Below are 18,330 nucleotides of genomic sequence, written 5' to 3'. Positions count from 1 at the left end.
TTCGGCCACGACCGAGGGGTGGACGAGCGCCTCCTGAACGGCCGCGTTGCCGGTCACCGCGAACAGCCCCTCGTCCAGGTGGTGGACGTCGGTGCCCGCCGGCAGGTGCCGGTACCAGTACGGCTGGGCGAGGAGACCGGCCGGAGAGGACGTGCCGGTCACTGTCGGCATGTCGCCCGCCCGCCGACGCCGAGCCCGGTGATGCCGGCCAGCAGCCGCATCGCCGCCAGCCATTCGGTGGTGGTCAGTCCCAGCGGGCCGGGCTCGGTGTAGGACGCGGTGAGCGAACCGCTCCTGCCCTGCGAGCCGTGGATGTCGCAGTGGAAGACCACCTGCCGTGGATCCCCGGACGGCGCGGGTGTCCCGGTCCGGCCCCCGTCGGCGACGCCGAGCGCCAGACTCCCGAAGACGGCGACCACGTCCGGGGCGAAGTTCCGGCGTACGAGTTCGAAGGTGAGCCTCAGCCGCTCTTCGGGGCCCTCCTGCGTCGCGTAGCGGTCGAGCAGGGCGTTCGCCGCTTCCTGAACCCTTTCGATCCGACGCTTACTCTGGATGGATTCCAGCGCGACGGAGAATTTCTCCTCCGTGTGGTTGTTCGTGTCCAACTGTTGATTCCTTTCCGGCGCGCGGGGGTGCGGCGCCTGGGGTTCGGGAATCCGGCCAGGCGCCTCGGGCCCATGGTGGAAACGAGTCGAAACCCCTCCCGTCCATCGGGGTGTGCCTGGGTAGCGGAATCGTGGGGGAGAAGTCCGTCTCGGCGGGTGCCGGGTGGGTGGACGGCGTTTCTCCGGGAGCATCCCCGGAGTTTCCGCTCCGCACTTCCGGTGCCGGGCCGCCCGGCGAACAGAATGATGTGTGCGTGCCGCTGCGGTCGGGAGGGGAATTGGTCTACGGCATTCTCTCGGCGCGCGGGTGACCGACCCGGTCTCCGCAGGTTCGCGGTGGCACCGGCGGTCCCGACCCGGTCTGGCGCGACCGCTCTGGGTCGGTGTGGTTCCGCAGAATCCCCAGTTCAGACCGGATAGGTCGGGCGGATGTCGTCGACGCCGGGGCGTCCGAATCGGGTGCGTGGCCGGGGTGGGTGGCGGACCGAGCCCGCTGTAATGGTTGGTGACAACCCGGACGAAGGGCTTCTGTCCACCACCCGCCGAACGCCGCGGCGGTGCGATCCACCCGTTCTGGGGATTCTGGTTCCCTTTCTGTCGGTCTTCATCGAAGATCTCCTTCTCGACACACGGATCCGACAGCGCCGGTCCGTGTGGAACCGCGCTACGCATGGCGTGGATGAAGTGAATTCCGGGCCAGACCAGACGGTACGTAACGCTGTGATTACTCTCAATGCCCATCTCATACTATGGGCGGCTTCCGAATGTTAGGACGATGACCAACTTTCGTGGACCGGCAGCAATATCTACTGTCCGCCGCCGATATTTGCTCCGCTGATATTCGCTGCCCCTACCGGGTCCGGACGGGGCGTCTCGGCTGAGTCGAGGACGCGGTCGGGGAGACGGAGCGCCAGCACGACGGGGGCGGTGAACACGAGAAGCAGGGTGAAGAAGGTGGCGCGCAGGCCGCTGGCGTCGGCCAGCCACCCGAACGCGGGGGAGCACAGGCCGCCCGCTGCCATGGCCAGCCCCAGGGTCAGTCCGCTCGCCGTGCCGGGGCGGTGGGGCAGGTAGTCCTGGGCGAGCGTGACCTGGGCGGCGAACGGGAGGAACATGGCCGCGCCGAACACGGTGGCGCTGAGCACCAGGACCGGGAACGACGGAGCCCAGGCCACGCCGGCCAGCGCGGGAAGTGCCACCAGGTAGCCGACGCGGACCGAGGTCATCCGGCCGTACCGGTCGCCGACCCAGCCGCCCAGCAGGGTCCCCGCCGCCCCGGCGGCGGTGAAGGCGGTGAGCACCACCGCCCCCGCCGCCTCGGACCGGCCGAGATCGCGCTGCGCGTGCAGGGACACCAGCGAGGTGACGGTGACGAAGGGGATCGACCATCCGATGACGACCGCCGCCAGGCGGCCGAAGGACGGCCAGTCGTCGGCCCGTGCGGTGCCGGCCGCGGACCGCGCCGACGCGCCGGCCGCGGACGCAGGCGTCTCCCGCAGGCCCCGCCACCGCATCCACGGGCCCTTGAGGGCCCAGAGCAACGCCATGGTCAGGGCGGGGATCGCCAGCAGGTAACCCGCGGCGAATCCCGCCGACCCGATCACGACGGTGACCAGCGACGGTGCGGCGGCGCCGCCGATCGTCCCACCGACGGAGAAGACGCTCATGGCCCGCTGCGAGGAGCCGCCGGCGGCGCGGGCCCGACTCGTTGCCGCCGGGTGGTAGGCGGCGATGCCGATCCCCGCCAGCGCGACACAGAGCCAGGTGGCGACGTAGTTCCCGGCCAGGCCGGCGGCGACCACCCCCAGGGCGGCGGTGACGAACCCCGTCGGCACCAGCCAGGTGCGCGGCCTGCGGTCGGAGAGGATGCCGAACAGCGGTTGCAGCAGGCTGGAGACCCCGCTCGCCGCGAACGCCAGGCCGGAGACGGCGGCGTAGCTGTAGTGACGCTCGGCCATCAGGAACGGCAGCATCGCGGGGATCGCCCCCTGGTACAGGTCGTTGACCGCATGGGTGCCGGTCAGGAAGCCGAGTTGCCCTTTTTTCATCTAAAAGTCCGTTCCTATCTCTCGATGAGCTCCTGATTCACTCAGGTACTCAGGTCCTCTGAGGTGTTACCTTATCGAGTGTCATGAAGGCAGCGGGTCCCCTACCCCTCAGGGGCGAACGCCGGCCATCCACCGCGCGAGACCACCCGCCGCTGCCGTCAGGGACCGCAGCGGGACCGGTGACCACCCGCCGTCGCGGTGCCGTCGACCGGTCTCCGGTCAGGTGCGGAATTCACGTGAGGAGCTGCTGATGAGCGTCACGACAGGGGTCCGGGTGTCGGGGGGCCTCGCCGCGCTGGACGAGGAGCCGACCCGGCTCGCCGAGGCGCTGGACCGCCTCTGGGCCCGGTGGGCCGGGGAGTCCGGCGCCGTCGCGCTGACCGTTCCGCCGTTGCTGCCGGTCAGCGACCTCGCCGTGCTCGACGTCTACCGGAACTTTCCGCACCTCGCTCTCGTCTCCTCGGCCCTGGACGTCGCCGCGGCGGGGGCCGACCGGCTCGCCCGCGAGGCCGACTCGGGGGCGTTCGACCCCGGCTCGCTGCGTGCGGCGGGGCTCGCGCTGCCGTCCAGCGCCTGCTATGGCGTCTACCTCCACTACCGGGACCGACAGGTGCCCGGGGACGGAAGGCTGGTGACCCTGCTGGGACAGTGCTTCCGCAACGAGGACCACTTCGACGGGCTCCGCCGCCTCAGGGCGTTCCGGATGCGCGAGGTCGTGGCCCTGGGCACCCCCGAACAGGCTGCGGCCCACCTCGATCATTCGGCGCGGTTCCTGACCACGCTGGCCGGTGAGATCGGTCTGCCCCTGCACCGCCGCGCGGCCGCCGACCCCTTCTACGACCAGTCCGACCACCGCGTCACCTTCCAGCAGCTCGTGCCGGTCAAGCACGAGTACGTCTATCAGGGCCTGGCGATCGCCTCCGTCAACACCCACCACAAGTTCTTCGGTGAACGGTGCTCCATCGCGCTGGCCGACGGCGGCCCGGTCTCCACCAGCTGTGTCGGCTTCGGCGTCGAGCGGTGGCTCCACGCTCTGGCGGACCACTTCGACGGGGATTGGGACCAGGCCCGGGCCGCCGTCGAGAAGGCCGGGGAGTCACTGGCCTGAGGCTACGGTCGCGGTGGCGCACGCCGGTGGGCGTACCACCGCGACCGCAGCCCACCTCATCCTCTGGCCGGGCGGCTCGCCCGCACGCTCCACCGTCCGTCCGTGCGGGTGATGCGGATGGGATGGTCGAAGCACTTGCTGACCTGGTCGCTGGTGAGGACCTCGTCGGCGGGGCCCGCCGCCAGGCAGCAACCGTCCCGCAGCAGCATGACGTGGGTCGTCCCGGGGGGAAGCTCCTCCAGGTGGTGGGTGACCAGGACGGACGCGAGTTCCGGGTGGGTGTGCTGTAGCGTGTCGAGTCGTTCGATGAGCTGTTCCCGGCCGGCGACGTCGAGGCCGGTCGCGGGCTCGTCGAGCAGCAGGAGCCGAGGCCTGGGCATCAGCGCGCGGGCGATGAGCGCCCGGCCCCGTTCCCCCTGCGACAGGGTCGGCCACCGCGCCCCGTGCCGCTCGCTGAGGCCGAGCAGGCCGATCAGCCGGTCGGCCTCGGCGACCTGGTCCGGCGTCGGCTCCCAGCGGGGAACGCGTTCGTTGGTGTTGGTCAGGCCCGTCAGTACGACGTCCTGCACGGTCAGGGGCGAACGTGGATCGTGCCGCGGATTGACGTGGCCGACGTAGGAGCGCAGCTCCCGCAGGTCGACCCGCCCCAGCCGGTGGCCCAGCACCTCGACGGTGCCCCGGGTGGGATGGGTGACCGCCCCGAGCAGGCTGAGCAGGGTGCTCTTGCCCGCCCCGTTGGCGCCGAGCAGCGCCCAGTGCTCGCCGGCCCGTACCGTCAGCGACACCTCGTACAGGATCGGCTTGCCGTCGCGGACGACCGCCGCGTCCGTCACGCGCAGCACCGGCGGCGCGGTCACGAGGACACCCCCCGGTCGACGGCGACCGCCGTCGCCGGTGCGGCGAGGGTAGAGGTGTTCCAGCCGGCGAGTCGGCGGGTGGAGTCGTCGCCGCGGCACGCGACGCCGGCGGGTGGGCAGCAAGCTAACATGCGGAACTTCTTTCGGTCAGCCGTCCGGTGACCGGCGCAACCCGGGAACCCGCTACGGGGTGCCGGTCGTGTCAGGCCCCGCAGCGGCAGCCGAGGAGAAGAAGCCCGTGCGGCAGCATGCGGAGTACTCTAACAACCGCTCAGCTCCTCAGACAACTTGTCCGCCTGCTCGGAAGGATGAATCTGACATGTCGCTAGGTGCCTTGCGGCCGTCCCCGTTGGTCGAGCAGGCCACCGACCGTCTGCGCGAGCAGATCACCGGTGGCGCCTGGGCCGTGGGGACGAAGCTCCCCGGTGAGGTCGCCCTGGCCGAGTCCCTCGGTGTGGGACGGTCGACCGTCCGGGAGGCACTGCGGGCGCTCGCGGGAGCGGGGCTGGTGCAGGCGCGGCAGGGATCGGGCGTCTTCGTCATCGCGACCAGCCCCCGCCAGGACTGGTCCACCCGGCTGCGCCAGGCGGCGATCACCGACGTCTACGAGGTGCGGATGGTCGTCGAGGTCGAAGCCGCGCAGTTGGCCGCGCGGCGGCGGACCGACGACGACGTCACCGCCCTGCGCGGAGCCCTGGCCGGGCGTCGGCACGCCGCGCACGCCGACGACGCCGCATTCGTCGCGGCCGACATCGCGCTGCACGTGGCGGTGGTCGCCGCGGCGCACAACCCGGTGCTCAGCAGCCTGTTCACCGAGTTCGTGCCGGTGCTGCAGCGGCGGCTGCTCGACATGGTGGAACTGCTCAGCCTGCGCTCCGCGGACCCGAACCACGGCGACGAGGGGCATGCCGCTCTGGTGGACGCCGTCGCGGCGGGGGACGCGGAGGCGGCCGGGCGGGCGCTGCGGGACGAACTCCGGCAGACCCTCGCCATGCTCCAGTCGCTCTGACCCCCGGAGCAGCCGAACGACCGGTGCCCGGGGAAACCGGTCCGGAGGAGCCGGATGCGAGCAGGTACCTTGTTGTGGCAAGGTAGTGGCATGCAGGCCGACCCGATGCTCGTCGCGTTGCGGCGCGGCCTGCTCGAACCGCTCGTGCTCGCCGCTGTCGAGTCCCGGCAGCGCTACGCGGCGGAGATCCTCGCCGCGTTGCGGGAGGCGAACTTCCCCGCTCAGGAGGGCACGCTGTATCCGCTGCTGAGCAAGCTCCGGCGGGACGGGCTGGTGCACCACGAGTGGCGGGAGTCGCCGTCCGGGCCGCCCCGCAAGTACGTCCTGCTCACCGACGCCGGCAGGCAGCGGCTCGCCGCGTTCCGGGAGCACTGGGACGACCTGACCCGCATGATCGATTCGGTTGGACGATGACCATGGACGATTCCACCGCCATCCGCCTCACCGGGCACACCGCGGCCTATCCCGCCACCCGCGAGGCGTACGACGCCCTGCGGGGGTATCTCGACGACGCCCGACGTGCGCTGCGCGGCGACCCGGACGCCGACGAGATCGTGCGTGACCTGGAGGCCGCGGTCGGCGACCGGCTGGATCCGGGCGGCGACCCGGTGACCGGTGCCCGGATGACCGCGATCCTGGCCGAACTCGGGCCGGTGCGGCCGGCGCACCCCGTGCCGTCCGAGGTCGGGGGAGCGGTACGCGGCCGGTTCTGGTGCCGGATCAGCGAGGGCGGGTGGTTCGGCGGCGTCTGTCTCGGCCTCGCGGCGTACGGCGGGTTCCGCGTCGACTGGGTGCGCACCGTCGTGCTGCTGCTGACTCTGGTCACCGGCGGGCTGCTCGCCGTGGCGTACCTCGCCCTGCTGCTCGTGCTCCCCGTCGTCCCGACCGTCGCCGACTACGAACGCCGACGGGACGCGCCCCGGGCCGGCTGAATGACAGGCGGGCGGTCGAGGCCCGGGAACGGACTCCGGCCCAGGGCGGGGAAGCCCTGGGCCGGATGAGTACCGCGTCGTCGATCAGGCGATCTTGATGTCGCTGCACCACATGTAGGTCTGGTCCGCGTGCGACGCCTTCCAGATGAAGAACAGGACGTGGCTTCCGGAGCGCGACGACGGGATCGAGACGTTGAACGAGATGTTCTGTGCCGGCGCGTACCGCCCGGTCGTGGTGATCAGGTCCAGGTTGCCCCACCCGACCGTCTGGGTGGCCGGGTTGAACCCCTGCTTGGTGACGTAGACCCGGAAGAAGTCAGCACCGTGGCTGGCCTGGTCGTACATCTGGACGGTCAGGTTGCGGTTGACGGTGGTCGCCTTCCACGCCCCGGCCTTGTTCAGCGAGTTGTTCCGGGACAGGGCGTTGCTGCACAGCTGCCCGTCCGGGGTGCTGGGCTGGTACTGGCCGGCCAGGCCGTCGCGCAACGCGCTCATCCAGTTCCACATGGTGTCCGGGTTGGCCTGCCACGCCTGCCAGCACATCGGGTCCTGCTGCTGCATGGCCGGGTTGGTGTGCTGGCTGCCCCAGGTCTGCCAGCACTGGTACGCCCGGGTCGCCGGGTTGATGATCGTCCCGTGCGCCTGGGCGGGGCTCGTCATGGGCAGCGTACCGACCACCATGGCGAACATCAGGACGAGCGCCTGGAGGGACCGGCGGACGGTTGACCGGGGACGTCCACCGGATTGGTCGGACTGGTGTGAACGCACTGTTCATCCTCCATTCGTCGGTACGAGACATCGGGAGACGAATGCTCCCGAATCCACTGTGGCACCAATGACGCAAAATATCAACGTTGATCGATGTTTAGTCGGATTGGATCGAGCTGTCGGATGTGGTCGAGCTGTCCGAGATCACCGGATCGACGACGGGCACGGCGGACCGGGGACACGGCATCACCGCGGATCGGGTGCCGGGTCCGGCGGCCGGGAACGGCCGCTACGCCGCCCGACGCGTCACAGCTTGGCGGCGGCGTCGTAGCGGCGGCGCAGGTCGGCCCTCTCGGTCGCGCCGAGCGACTCCTGCTGCGCCATCGTCGCGTACGCGGGCGGGAACATCTCCCGGAGCCGGTCGACGAACCTGACCTCCGCCGTCGCCTCGACGACCTTGATGCCCGGAGGATCGGTGGACATGTCCATGATCAGCGGGCCGGCCAGCTTGACCGCCACGTCCCAGGGGCGCTTCTGCTCGGCGATCCCGCACAGGTGGAAGCCGTAGACCGTCCGGACGTCGGCGAACGTGGTGGCCCCGGCCGGCTCGAAGCCGTAGACGCGGACCCCGCAGATCACCGGCGGCTTCTCCGCGCCGGCGCCCTGCTGGGCGTCGTGCCCGGCGTGCTGGTGCTGGGCCGGGTCCGCCCGTTCGAGCGTGGTACGCATCCGGGCCACGATCTGCGCCGGCAGATCCGCCGGCTCCGCCCTCGTGCTGCTCCGGTTGGCCAGCACGACCGTGCCGACCGACACCACCAGCAGGACCACCGCCACCCACACCAGGCGGTGCCGGTACCACGCGGAACTCTCTGGGGAACTCATCGCTTCTCACCTCGTCGCCGGTTCTGGTGCTGGCGGACCGACCGTGGCCCGGGGCGTCGAACGCGCCGGTCGTCGGGGACGCGTGCCAGGGGTGCGTGTGGCAGGCGCGGGTGCCTGCCGTGCGGGATGCCCGTCGTCAGGACGATGGCCCGGCGCGGTGACGTGCGGACGTCCGCCAGGGTGGCGCGCCACCCGTACCGCGGTGCTCCCGTGCTGGCCGTGCTCAGCACGGTTGCCCCCGTGCTGCGGCGATATGAGCCATTCCAACACGTCTGGCGCCGCTCTGGCAACATTGACGGGTGTCAGTGGGGGTTCGGCCCGATCGTCTCCGCAGGTGAGGACGCCGGAATCGATTCTCCACGCCCCGGCGTCCGGTGCACGACCGCGCCCGTCATCCGGGGCCGGCGTCGCCCGGGCCGTGGTCGCTGCCGGCGTAGCGGACGCCCGTCAGCCGGCACAGCGCGGCGAAACCGTCCGGTGTGCCCGGCCAGTGCCGGCGCAGCGCCCCGACACCCGCCCTGCGGACCACCGACCGCAGCACCGCGACGACGAGGATCGCGTCGTCGGCGTACCCGAGCACCGGGACGAAGTCCGGGATCAGGTCGATCGGGATGACCAGGTACGCCAGCAGCAGGCCCAGGCGCACCCGGACGCCGCGCGGCAGGGTGGCGTCACCGGCCAGCCGCCGCAGCAACCGCACCAGGTCAGGCAGGATACGCAGCGCCTCGGCCAGCAACGGGCCCTGCGGTCGTACGATCAGCAGACCGACAAGCAACGCCACCCACGAGACCGCCACCGCGACCGCGCCACCGACCAGGATGTCCGCGACCATCCGCGCCGCCCCCTTCCGCCGCACCCGTCCGCGTGGCCAGGGCATCGTCGCAGAGTCCCGCCGGGCCCGCCGGTCGACGCGGCACCGGTGGCCGGACCGGCCGACACCCGGGGAGGGCCACCGCGATGGACGAGGCGATCCCGACCGGCAGCGACCGGACGGTCCTGATCGTCGTCCGGGGGAACTCGGGGGCGGGCAAGAGCAGCATCGCCCGGCAGTTGCGGCTGCGGCACGGTCGCGGCTGCGCCCTGGTCGAGCAGGACTACCTGCGGCGGGTCGTGTTGCGGGAACGGGACCGGCCCGGTGGCCTCGCGCCCACCCTCATCGGGCAGACGGTCCGGCTGGCCCTCGACCACGGCTACCACGTGATCCTCGAAGGCATCCTGTACACCGCCCGGTACCGGCGGATGCTCACCGCGCTGCGCGACGGCCACCGTGGCCGGACGGTGTTCGTCTATCTCGACGTGTCGTTGCCCGAGACCCTGCGACGACACGCGACGCGTCCGCAGGCCACGGAGTTCACCGCGGACGACATGCGGGGCTGGTACGCCCCGCGTGACCTGCTCGGGTACGACGACGAGGTGGTCCTGCCCGAGACGACCCCGCTTCAGGAGGCGGTCCGGCGGATCGCCGCCACCGCCGGCCTGCCCCTGACCGGGGGCGACGCCGATTTCCTCCCGATGCGGCCCTGACCACCCACCGTCCCCGTCCACGCGCTGCTCCTAGGCTGGTCGGGTGCGCGAGGACGAACTACGGGACCTGGTCCGGGGCGACGGATGGTTGATGCGGGCCCTGGGGGTGGTCCGGGACATCGGCCTGCCGGACGCGTGGATCGGGGCGGGGGTCGTGCGGGACCTGGTCTGGGGCCGACGGTACGGCCACGGCTTCGACCCGTCGGCGGTACGGGACGTCGACGTCGTCTTCCTCGACCCGACGGACCTGACCCGGGCCAACGACGACCGGGCCACCGCGCGACTGGCGACGGCCTGGCCGCAGCCGCCGTGGGAGGCGAAGAACCAGGCCGCCGTGCACACCTGGTACCCGGCGACGTTCGGCGGCGACCCGGTGGCCCCGCTGCGGACGATCGCCGAGGCGGTCGCCACCTGGCCCGAGTACGCCACCGCCGTGGCGGTACGCCTGCACGCCGACGACCGGATCGCGGTCTGCGCGCCGTACGGCCTGGACGACCTGCTCGACGGGGTGTGGCGGCACAACCCGACCCGGGCCGGCCGCGAGGTGTCCCGACGTCGACTCGTCCGCCACCGCCCGGCGGCACGCTGGCCCGGCGTACGGGTGGTCGACCCGGCCGCCGACGACCGGTGAGCGGGTTGCGGAGGTCCCCTGTCCCACCCTCGCCGTCGTGGATCTGCACCCGGTGGTGTGCCGTGCCCTGTGCGCCGTCACCTGTGTGCTGTGCTGGGCATGCGGTGTATGACCGGGGAATCGAACCCCCGCGCCTGCCCCCGGCGCGCCAGGAGTGAGCCGGGATACCGCCGGCTCTCGGGTCGGTGCACGCCTCCACGTCGGCTACCTGCTCCGCAATCCGTCAGTCCAGCAGGTCGACCTCCCAGTTGGCCCGTTGGATCAGCGTGTCGACCTCGCGGATCTGCCGGGCGAGGTCGTCGGCCTGGCCACGCAGTTGCGCCACCGGCAGCGCCGGGATCATCCTCAGCTCCGAGCGTAGCTGTCGGAACCCCCGCTGACCCTCACCGGCGGCGGCGTTGGCCGCGGAGGTGACCAGGCTGTGCCGCAGCCGGAGCACGTCACGGCGGGCCAGGGCATCGGTGAGCGTGCCGCCGTCGACCACGGTGGCGGCGTTGGTGCGGTTGATCCGCCGGATCAGCGTCTCCAGCTCACCGAGCACCCCGCCGGCCTCGGTCAGCAGCGCCGCCGCGTCCTCCGCCGGTGTCTCGCCCTCCTGGAACCGGGCGCTGGCCACGATGCGGGCACGGAGTTGGTCGGCGCGGCGCGCCGCATCCGCGCGCAACGCCAGGGCCTCGGCAAGCTTCATGCCCGCCAGTATGACCGGCGAAGATCAGCGCCGCCGCCCATTTCACCGCCGCCGGGGCAGACCGCGACGCCGACCGACCCCGGGGGCAACGTCGGGGTGGCTGGGTACGATGCCCGGCGTGCCTCTCCCCGCAGACCTGCGCGACCTGCTGAAAGACCCGTCGTTCTGGTCGGCCTACGAGCGTCCTGAGGGCGACGACGGTGATGACGACGACGAGCGCTGGGAGGACCATCCCGGGTGGACGCTGACCGCCGACGTCGGCGACGGTCACACCCTCGTCCTGGAGATCGACATCGATCTCGGCATGCTCAACCTCGGGGTGTGCCCGCCCGGCGTGACCGAGCCGCTACAGCTCGGCTGGGACGACGACGCGCACCCCTTCCCGCACGCCCTGCGCTGGGACGAACTGGACCTGATCGCCCGGGCCGTCGCGTTGCGGGATCCGGACCTGCCGCATCCTGGCCCGCTGCTGGCGCTGGCCAGCCGGTTCGTGCTGCTCGGCGAGCACGACGACCTCGACGCGGTCACCCCGCTGCTGGCCGCCGCCTTCGGAACCGGTCCCGACGACGCCGGCTACTGGCCGACGGCCCGCTCCCGGCTGTACCGGTGCGATGGGCGTGACAGAGGCGTCACCTGGCAGCGCGACGACGCCGGCAACTGGACCGTCGAGCAGGACGAGGACCAGGGCGGCGACTTCACGCTCTACAGCCTGCGCGGCCCGGGGTCGGAGTTCCCGTTCGACGCCTGGCGTGACCTGCTGGCCGTCGCCGGGCGTACCGTCGCCGACGCCGTGCCCGCGCCGGCGCGGGACGCCCTCGGTGACCTGCCGGCCCGGGCCGTCGCCGACCGTGACCTGAGCCTGGCCGCGCAGACCGGCCGGACGCTCGCCGCCGCCGGCGTCGGGCATCCGGTGCTCCTGCGCGGACTCGCCGAACCCGCGCACCCCGCCGAGGTCTGCTGGATCCTCGAAACGGTCACCGGCGCGCCGCAGGGCTCCCTCGTCGCCAGGTGGTTCGGCCCGAGCGCGCTGCGCGCGGCCCGCCGCTACCGGCTGGGCCTGCACCTGGAGGTCGGCGGACGGCCCGATCCACGCGGGTACGCCACCACGGTGACCCGCGACCTCGACCGGGCGCTGCGCGAGCGGGGACTGGGCCACGCCGGGCAGAGCGGCAGCAGCATGCGCCGGGACGCCTCCGGTGGCTACGTCACCCACGCCGTCAGCGTGGACATCGCGGTCTTCGACGATCTCGCCGCCGGCACCGACCTCGTCCGGCACACGCTGCTGCGCCACGATCCGGCGCCGGAGACCGTGCTGCGCCACCACGGGGGTACCGACGCCGTGGTGGCGCTGCGGTGACCCCGGCGGGTCGACAAACGGTCGATCCGCCGCCCGCCGGGCGGCACTATGCTGCGACCAGTCCCCGTCGAGCAGGGAGATGACGTGTCGCGTCGTACCGGTAGGCCCTCGTATCTGTTGGCCGCGTCGCCACCACCCCGCCGCCGGCTGTCCCGGCTCGCCGTCGTCGCCGCGATCGGCCTCGTCGTCGCCCTCGTCGGCGGCGGCATCGGCTACGCGGTCGGTCGACCGGATGCCACCGAGTCGACCATCGCCGACCTGCGCCGGGCCGAGGCGACGCGGGACGCCCAGCAGATCACCGAGCTGACGGCCACCGCCCGACGCCTCCGCGACGAGATCACCCCCGTGCTCGACGCCCTGCGGGCCGAGCCGACCGCCGACCCGCAGCAGGCGCGTCAGTGGCAGCAGACCCTGCTGCGGGCGGCGGAGCCGTTCGCCAACCCGCCGTCGGGCAGCACGGCGACCAACGTGGCGCGCGGTAGCCTGCGCGGCGCGGTGGAGCAGACGGCCCTGGCCGTCGAGACGTACCTCCTCGCGGTCACCGGGCCACCCGCGCAGCGGGCGACGCTGACGGCGCTGGCGAAACGGCAGGCGGAGCAGGCCGCCGCCGCCTGGTCCGTCGCCGCCACCCAGCTCGATCAGGTCAACGTCGACGCCGGCCACGGCCACCAGCACGTCTATCTGGACGGCGACCAGCACGACGGCGCCGAGGAGGGCACCGGCGGGTGACCGGGGCCGGGTCGCGCCCCGGCGGCGTCGACGCGACGGCGGCCGGCGGGGCTGCGGTGCGCGACGGGGAGTGCCATGGTGAAACCCCGCTGCCCCGACCGGACGGAAGAGCGCCGATGCCCGCGACGGAACTGCTCGCCGAACGGTTGCTGCGGGCCGGGATCGGTGACGTCGTCACCGTCGAGCCGGTGAGCGGTGGCCTCGCCGCGCTCGCCGGGATCGCCCACCGCAGGCACGCGCCGCCGGTCTTCGTCAAGACCTTCGCCGAGGCGCCCGACGGCGACGCCTTCGTCGCGGAGGCCGAGGGGCTGACGGCCCTGCGGGAGCAGGGCGGGCTGGCCACCCCCGACGTGCTCGTGGCGAACCACGAACTGCTGGTGCTGTCGCTGCTGTCGCCGAGGCCGCAGGACGGGGCGTTCTGGGAGCGGTTCGCGCACGCGCTGGCCCACCTGCACACCAGCACCGTCCACCCCCGCTTCGGCTGGCACCGGGACAACTGGTTGGGGCGTCGCCGGCAGGTCAACACCTGGGCCGACGACGGCTTCGCCTTCTTCGCCGAGCACCGCCTGCTGCGCTGGCTGGGTGAGCCGAGGGTGCGGGCCGCGCTCGACGCCGCCGACCGGGCCGCGGTGCAACGGCTGTGTGCCCGGCTGCCCGAGTTGCTGCCGGACCGGCCGGCCTGCCTGACGCACGGCGACCTGTGGTCGCAGAACGTGCTGGCCACCGGGGACGGACGGGCGGCGTTGGTCGACCCGGCGGTGTCGTACCTGTGGGCCGAGGTGGACCTGGCGCACCTGTGGACCACGGCGGCCCCACCGGAGTCGGGTCGGTTCTTCGCCGTCTACGCCGAGCTGACCGGCCTCGACGCCGACTGGCGGGACCGCATGCCGATCATCCAGCTGCGGCAGCACCTGGCGGTACTGGCCCAGTTCGACGACGACTGGGGTGCTGCCGACACGATCCGGGCCACCCTGGCCCCGTTCCGGTCGCGGGCCTGACCGGCCCGGGGCCCGGCGATCCCGTCACGGCTGCGGCACCCCGGGCGGCTGCCGGTCCGGCCAGAACGGCCATTCCTCGAACGACCGGCACCTGCCGTCGTCGGCGAAGCGCATCACCCACAGGTCGCGGTACTCCTGCGTGACCGGGTCGCCGTAGTGCACCTCGTGGCGGGACACGGCGGTGTCGCCGTCGACCGCGACGACCGTGCTGGTCATCCGGAAGACCTCGTCGGGGCCGTCGCGCTGTTCCTCCCACATCCGGGCGATGGCCGGCAGGCCCACCACGGGGGTCAGATAGGGCCCCTGCTGGTAGCTCGCGTCCTCGGTGAAGAGCGTGACCAGGGTGTCCGTACCCGGCGTGCGCCAGGCTTGCTCGTAGGCGACGAGCCAGTCGTCGACGTGCCTGCTGTCCATGTGCCCACCCTGCCATCCGACCGGCCCCCGTACCCGGGTTGCCGGCGCTCCGGTGGGCCGGCAGTCGGGAGTGTGGCAGGTCACCCTGACGAACTGTACCGGCTGGTCGGTACAGTTCCGGCGTGATCACGTCCTCGACCCCGGTTCCCGCTCGGGTGCTGTGCACCCGCCGCCGGTGGGCGGCGCTGGCCGTGTTGGCCGCGGCGGTGCTGCTGCTCGCCGTCGACGGGACGGTGCTCTCGCTGGCGGTTCCGGCGCTGACCGCGAGCCTGGCACCGACCGCGGAACAGGTCCTCTGGATCGGTGACGTCTACTCGCTGACCCTGGCGGGGCTGCTGGTGCTGATGGGCAACCTGGCCGACCGGTTCGGGCGCAAACGGGTCCTGCTGGTCGGTTCGGTGGCGTTCGGCGCGGCGTCGCTGCTGGCGGCGTTCGCCCCCAGCGCACCGGCGTTGATCGGGGCCCGGCTGCTGCTCGGTGTGGCCGGCGCGACGCTGATGCCGTCCACCCTGTCGCTGATCCGCAACATCTTCACCGACAGCGGGGAACGGACCCGGGCGATCGCCATCTGGTCCACCGCCTTCGGTGCCGGGTCGGCGGTCGGGCCGCTGGTGGGCGGGTTCCTGCTGGAGCACTTCTGGTGGGGCTCGGTGTTCCTCATCAACGTCCCGGTGATGGTCCTGGTGGTGGTCTCCGGCCTGCTGCTGCTCCCGGAGTCCCGCGACCCGCGACCGGGCCGCTTCGACGTGCCCTCCGCGGTGCTGTCCATGGCGGCGGTCGTGCCGCTGGTGTACGCGGTCAAGCACGTGGTCGGGGCCGGCGTCGACGGCGTGACGGTGTCCTGCCTGCTGGTCGGCGTGACCGCCGGGGTGCTGTTCGTGCGGCGGCAGCGGCGGCTGGAACAGCCCATGCTCGACGTCGAGCTGTTCGGCAACCCGGCGTTCCTCGGGGCGGTCGTCGCCAACGTCATCGCCATCTTCGCACTGGTCGGCATGCTGTTCTTCTTCTCGCAGTACCTCCAGTTCGCCAGGGGGTTCGGCCCGTTGCAGGCGGGCCTGGCCGAGTTGCCCGCGACCCTGGCCTCGATCGTCGTCGTCGTGATCATCGCTGCGGTCGTGGCCCGCCTCGGCCGGGGCCGGGCCATCGCGCTCGGCCTGGGCCTGGCCGCCGCAGGGCTGGCCGGGGTGGCGGTCGCCGCGCACGCGCCGTACCTGTGGCTGGGGTTGGCGCTCGTGCCCATCGGCCTCGGCATCGGGCTGGCGATGACCCTGACCGGCGACGCCATCATCTCGGCCGCGCCCCCGCGCAAGGCCGGTTCCGTCTCGGCGATCACCGAGACCGCCAACGAACTCGGCGTGGTGCTGGGCATCGCGGTGCTGGGCTCCCTGCTGTCGCTGGTCTACCGGCACGCGGTGAGCGTTCCGTCCGGGCTGCCGGCCGCCGACGCGGCCCGGGTCCGTGACTCGCTGGGCTCGGCGTTGCAGGTGCTGCCGCCGCAGGCCGCCGCCGGGGCGCGGGACGCGTTCATCACCGGCGTGCAGGTCACCTCGTCGCTCGCCGCGGCGCTGACCCTCGGCGCGGCGGTGCTGGCCTGGGTGCTCATCCCCTCACCGCGTCCCACGCGGCCGTAGGTACGGTGTCGCCGTGGGACGCACAGCCGGCCGGTCGCCGCAGGACACCCGACGTGCCCTGCTGGACGCCGCCGCGGACGCCGTCCGCGCCCGGGGGATCCACGCCTCGCTGGACGACATCGCCCGCTTCGCCGGCGTGTCCAAGGGCGGCCTGATCTACCACTTCGCCAGCAAGGACGACCTGATCCTGGAACTGGCCCGCGACCAGCTCGCCTCCTTCCAGGCCGGCATCGACGCCGCGCTGGACCCCACGGACACCGCACCGGGACGGCTGACCCGGGCCTACCTGCGCGCGTCGGTCGCCCCCGCCGACGACGACGCCGCCGTACGCGCCTCGATGGCGCTGGTCACCCAGCTCATGACGCTGCCCGCGGTCGCCGAACTCGCCCGCGCCGACGCGGAACGGCTGGCGGCAGCCCTCGCCGCCGACGGGCTGCCCGCCGACGTGCTGGCGCTCGTGGTGGCGGCGGCGGACGGCATGGGAAGCGCGCCCCTGTGGGGGGCCCGGACGCACACCCCGGCCCACCGACGACTGCTGGAACGGCTGCTGCACCTGACCCGGAACCCGCACCTGTGGGAGACGCTCACGCCCTGAGCCGGGCGACCCGCGCGGCCCGTGACGGTCGCGACGTCGGCGGCTGTCGACGTCCCGCCGCAGACGGTATCCTCATCCACTCTCGTCGATCGGCGAGGTGGTTTCGTTCCGCTCCGCACACCCTTCGGAGGCACGATGAGGTTCCGCATCGCCCGTACGCTCGGCGCACTCACGCTCGTACTGGGAGCCGTCGCCGTACCGGCGACCCCGGCCGCCGCGCACGACACCGCCGACGCGATCGCGGTGTACCCGCCGATCCAGGACTCGTCCACCTGGAACAGGTTCGGCGGGTCCGGGCCGGCCAACCACCACATCGTGTTCGGCAACTGGGGCTACACCAACGACTGGGCGGTCGACATCTACCGCAACCCGGGGGCCACCGTCGTCTCCCCGTTCGGCACCAAGACGGCGGCCGGGCACCCGGTCGCGGTCACCGTGGTTACCGTCCGTCCGGGCTGCGCGACCGGCAACCTCGCCGACGGCGGCTACCGGATCGGGTTGGAGGCCCGGGACACCACGACCGGCGGGGTCGTCGGCCGGGCGGACGTGATGCACGTGAACAACAAGCCCGGCGGTGTGGTCGTCGGCGCCTCGGTCGGCCCGTGGACCAAGCTCGGTGAGACCGGCCGGTTCCGGTACTCCAGCTGCTACCAGGTCAACGGGGACAGCGGCGCGCACATCCACCTCGAGGTGATCAACCAGCACCGGTACTCCTGCTACGTCAACCGCGCCGCCGACACCGCCCTGACCGACCTGACCGTGGTCGGCCGGGTCGGCGTCCACTACTCCGGCCAGCGCGCCGCCTGCTGACGAGGGCCGGTGGCGCGACGACCGTTCCGTCACCGAGGGTCGACGTCGCCACCGCCCGCCGGGGCCGGGTCCGTGCCGGACGCTGTCGGTTGGTCGGCAGTGTCCGGGCACGGACAGTAGCCGCCATGTGACTTCGGGTCCCACCCATGATGGGTCACGTCGACGTGCCGTCGCGACAGGCCGGCGGACGGGACACCCCGGTCAGGAGGATGGGCATGCCGTTCGAGGTCGACTTCAACTGGGCATCGCAGGCCGTCATCGAGACGGTGGCCGTGCCGTTCCCGTCCCTGGAGACGCCACCCGACGTGGTCGTCGCCGATCCCGCGGTCCCGCAGTTGGCGTTCCAGCAATCCGGCCCGGTGACGGTCACGATGCTCGGCAGCGGCCGGTGGAACCGCGACACCAGCTACCGGTTCAACGCCGGCTGCAATCAGGAACCGCACCACGCGGCGGCGATCGGGGAGGTCGGGGTGCTCACCGCCGCGCAGGCGCAGCGGTTGGAGGACTGGTTCCTCCAGCGGTACCCGAACTCCAACCCGGTGGTGTTGAAGAACGGCGGGAAGTGGAACCTCATCCTCACCCGCAACGGTGCGGTCTTCAACTTCCACGTCGGCGTCCACGACTGACACCTCCCGTACGGGCGCGGGGCGGCCGGGCCGCCCCGCGCCGGCCTCCCGGGGCCGGCCCGCACGGGGGATCGGTGAACGGCCACGGAGGATCTACGATCGGGCACAGTCCCGGCACCCCTGCGGAAGGACCCCCAGGCCCCTCCCGACGCGCCGCCGGTTCACCCGACTCGCGGTG

The 18,330-nt window shown here is 72.6% G+C and carries 21 protein-coding genes; 13 read left to right on the top strand and 8 right to left on the bottom strand.

The window, feature by feature from the left end:
• Positions 1-158: 158 nt before the first annotated feature.
• Both ACOJTC_RS03765 and ACOJTC_RS03760 read right to left on the bottom strand, forming a co-directional pair.
• A complete protein-coding gene (locus ACOJTC_RS03765; protein WP_357930987.1) occupies positions 159-605 on the bottom strand; it encodes a hypothetical protein in 447 nt (148 codons plus the stop codon).
• A gap of 806 nt (positions 606-1,411) precedes the next feature.
• Positions 1,412-2,653: an MFS transporter gene (locus tag ACOJTC_RS03760; RefSeq protein ID WP_420115749.1), complete on the bottom strand. Its 1,242-nt coding sequence runs from the start codon at positions 2,651-2,653 to the stop codon at positions 1,412-1,414.
• Between the two features lie 250 nt (positions 2,654-2,903).
• Here ACOJTC_RS03760 and ACOJTC_RS03755 point away from each other — a divergent pair, with 250 nt between their 5' ends.
• Positions 2,904-3,761, top strand: coding sequence for a hypothetical protein (locus tag ACOJTC_RS03755; protein WP_420115748.1), 858 nt, complete (start codon positions 2,904-2,906; stop codon positions 3,759-3,761).
• Between the two features lie 56 nt (positions 3,762-3,817).
• Here the strand turns inward: ACOJTC_RS03755 and ACOJTC_RS03750 are convergent, their stop codons facing one another.
• On the bottom strand, positions 3,818-4,618 hold the full coding sequence (locus ACOJTC_RS03750) for an ABC transporter ATP-binding protein (RefSeq protein ID WP_307826280.1): 801 nt from the start codon (positions 4,616-4,618) through the stop codon (positions 3,818-3,820).
• A 319-nt stretch (positions 4,619-4,937) separates the two neighbouring features.
• Here ACOJTC_RS03750 and ACOJTC_RS03745 point away from each other — a divergent pair, with 319 nt between their 5' ends.
• From ACOJTC_RS03745 to ACOJTC_RS03735, 3 genes are all read left to right on the top strand, one after another.
• Positions 4,938-5,627 carry a FadR/GntR family transcriptional regulator gene (locus tag ACOJTC_RS03745; RefSeq protein WP_204926650.1) on the top strand — a complete coding sequence of 230 codons (690 nt, stop codon included), beginning with the start codon at positions 4,938-4,940 and terminating at the stop codon, positions 5,625-5,627.
• A 90-nt stretch (positions 5,628-5,717) separates the two neighbouring features.
• Positions 5,718-6,041 carry a PadR family transcriptional regulator gene (locus ACOJTC_RS03740; RefSeq protein ID WP_420115747.1) on the top strand — a complete coding sequence of 108 codons (324 nt, stop codon included), beginning with the start codon at positions 5,718-5,720 and terminating at the stop codon, positions 6,039-6,041.
• Entirely contained in the window at positions 6,038-6,559 is a 522-nt protein-coding gene (locus ACOJTC_RS03735) for a PspC domain-containing protein (RefSeq protein WP_420115746.1), read from the top strand. Before ACOJTC_RS03740 ends, ACOJTC_RS03735 begins: the two co-directional genes overlap by 4 nt.
• Before the next feature lie 84 nt (positions 6,560-6,643).
• On the opposite strand, the gene ACOJTC_RS03730 is transcribed toward ACOJTC_RS03735, so the two are convergent.
• The 3 genes from ACOJTC_RS03730 to ACOJTC_RS03720 form a co-directional block, all read right to left on the bottom strand.
• Positions 6,644-7,219 (bottom strand): lytic polysaccharide monooxygenase, encoded by a 576-nt coding sequence (locus ACOJTC_RS03730; protein ID WP_232378257.1) that lies wholly within the window; start codon positions 7,217-7,219, stop codon positions 6,644-6,646.
• A 354-nt stretch (positions 7,220-7,573) separates the two neighbouring features.
• Positions 7,574-8,149, bottom strand: a complete 576-nt coding sequence (locus ACOJTC_RS03725; RefSeq protein WP_420115745.1) for a hypothetical protein — start codon at positions 8,147-8,149, stop codon at positions 7,574-7,576.
• A 391-nt stretch (positions 8,150-8,540) separates the two neighbouring features.
• The gene (locus ACOJTC_RS03720; RefSeq protein ID WP_420115744.1) at positions 8,541-8,981 is read right to left on the bottom strand and encodes a YkvA family protein; all 441 of its coding nucleotides are present in this window, start codon (positions 8,979-8,981) and stop codon (positions 8,541-8,543) included.
• A gap of 125 nt (positions 8,982-9,106) precedes the next feature.
• On the opposite strand from ACOJTC_RS03720, the gene ACOJTC_RS03715 reads away from it, so the two are divergent.
• Positions 9,107-9,673: a kinase gene (locus ACOJTC_RS03715; protein WP_420115743.1), complete on the top strand. Its 567-nt coding sequence runs from the start codon at positions 9,107-9,109 to the stop codon at positions 9,671-9,673.
• Positions 9,674-9,716: 43 nt separating this feature from the next.
• On the top strand, positions 9,717-10,304 hold the full coding sequence (locus tag ACOJTC_RS03710; protein ID WP_420115742.1) for a nucleotidyltransferase family protein: 588 nt from the start codon (positions 9,717-9,719) through the stop codon (positions 10,302-10,304).
• A 223-nt stretch (positions 10,305-10,527) separates the two neighbouring features.
• Here the strand turns inward: ACOJTC_RS03710 and ACOJTC_RS03705 are convergent, their stop codons facing one another.
• Complete coding sequence (locus ACOJTC_RS03705; RefSeq protein ID WP_420115741.1) at positions 10,528-10,992, bottom strand: DIP1984 family protein; 465 nt, start codon at positions 10,990-10,992, stop codon at positions 10,528-10,530.
• Positions 10,993-11,110: 118 nt separating this feature from the next.
• Here ACOJTC_RS03705 and ACOJTC_RS03700 point away from each other — a divergent pair, with 118 nt between their 5' ends.
• The 3 genes from ACOJTC_RS03700 to ACOJTC_RS03690 all read left to right on the top strand — a co-directional run bounded on the left by ACOJTC_RS03700 (position 11,111) and on the right by ACOJTC_RS03690 (position 14,076).
• Entirely contained in the window at positions 11,111-12,349 is a 1,239-nt protein-coding gene (locus ACOJTC_RS03700; RefSeq protein ID WP_420115740.1) for a hypothetical protein, read from the top strand.
• Between the two features lie 84 nt (positions 12,350-12,433).
• Entirely contained in the window at positions 12,434-13,078 is a 645-nt protein-coding gene (locus ACOJTC_RS03695; RefSeq protein WP_420115739.1) for a hypothetical protein, read from the top strand.
• A gap of 116 nt (positions 13,079-13,194) precedes the next feature.
• Positions 13,195-14,076, top strand: coding sequence for a fructosamine kinase family protein (locus ACOJTC_RS03690; protein ID WP_420115738.1), 882 nt, complete (start codon positions 13,195-13,197; stop codon positions 14,074-14,076).
• A gap of 24 nt (positions 14,077-14,100) precedes the next feature.
• Here the strand turns inward: ACOJTC_RS03690 and ACOJTC_RS03685 are convergent, their stop codons facing one another.
• The gene (locus tag ACOJTC_RS03685; RefSeq protein ID WP_204926638.1) at positions 14,101-14,490 is read right to left on the bottom strand and encodes a YybH family protein; all 390 of its coding nucleotides are present in this window, start codon (positions 14,488-14,490) and stop codon (positions 14,101-14,103) included.
• Positions 14,491-14,612: 122 nt separating this feature from the next.
• Here ACOJTC_RS03685 and ACOJTC_RS03680 point away from each other — a divergent pair, with 122 nt between their 5' ends.
• The 4 genes from ACOJTC_RS03680 to ACOJTC_RS03665 all read left to right on the top strand — a co-directional run bounded on the left by ACOJTC_RS03680 (position 14,613) and on the right by ACOJTC_RS03665 (position 18,152).
• Positions 14,613-16,121 (top strand): MFS transporter, encoded by a 1,509-nt coding sequence (locus tag ACOJTC_RS03680; protein ID WP_420115737.1) that lies wholly within the window; start codon positions 14,613-14,615, stop codon positions 16,119-16,121.
• A gap of 13 nt (positions 16,122-16,134) precedes the next feature.
• Positions 16,135-16,716, top strand: coding sequence for a TetR/AcrR family transcriptional regulator (locus ACOJTC_RS03675; protein ID WP_420115736.1), 582 nt, complete (start codon positions 16,135-16,137; stop codon positions 16,714-16,716).
• Between the two features lie 135 nt (positions 16,717-16,851).
• Complete coding sequence (locus ACOJTC_RS03670) at positions 16,852-17,526, top strand: hypothetical protein (protein WP_420115735.1); 675 nt, start codon at positions 16,852-16,854, stop codon at positions 17,524-17,526.
• Between the two features lie 215 nt (positions 17,527-17,741).
• Complete coding sequence (locus ACOJTC_RS03665; RefSeq protein ID WP_420115734.1) at positions 17,742-18,152, top strand: hypothetical protein; 411 nt, start codon at positions 17,742-17,744, stop codon at positions 18,150-18,152.
• The last annotated feature ends 178 nt before the right edge of the window (positions 18,153-18,330 follow it).

It is taken from the genome of Micromonospora sp., assembly GCF_048594385.1.
Classification (GTDB): Bacteria; Actinomycetota; Actinomycetes; order Mycobacteriales; family Micromonosporaceae; genus Micromonospora; species Micromonospora wenchangensis.
The sequence above is the reverse complement of the archived record's forward strand: the minus strand, read 5'-3'. Positions and strand labels throughout refer to the sequence as shown.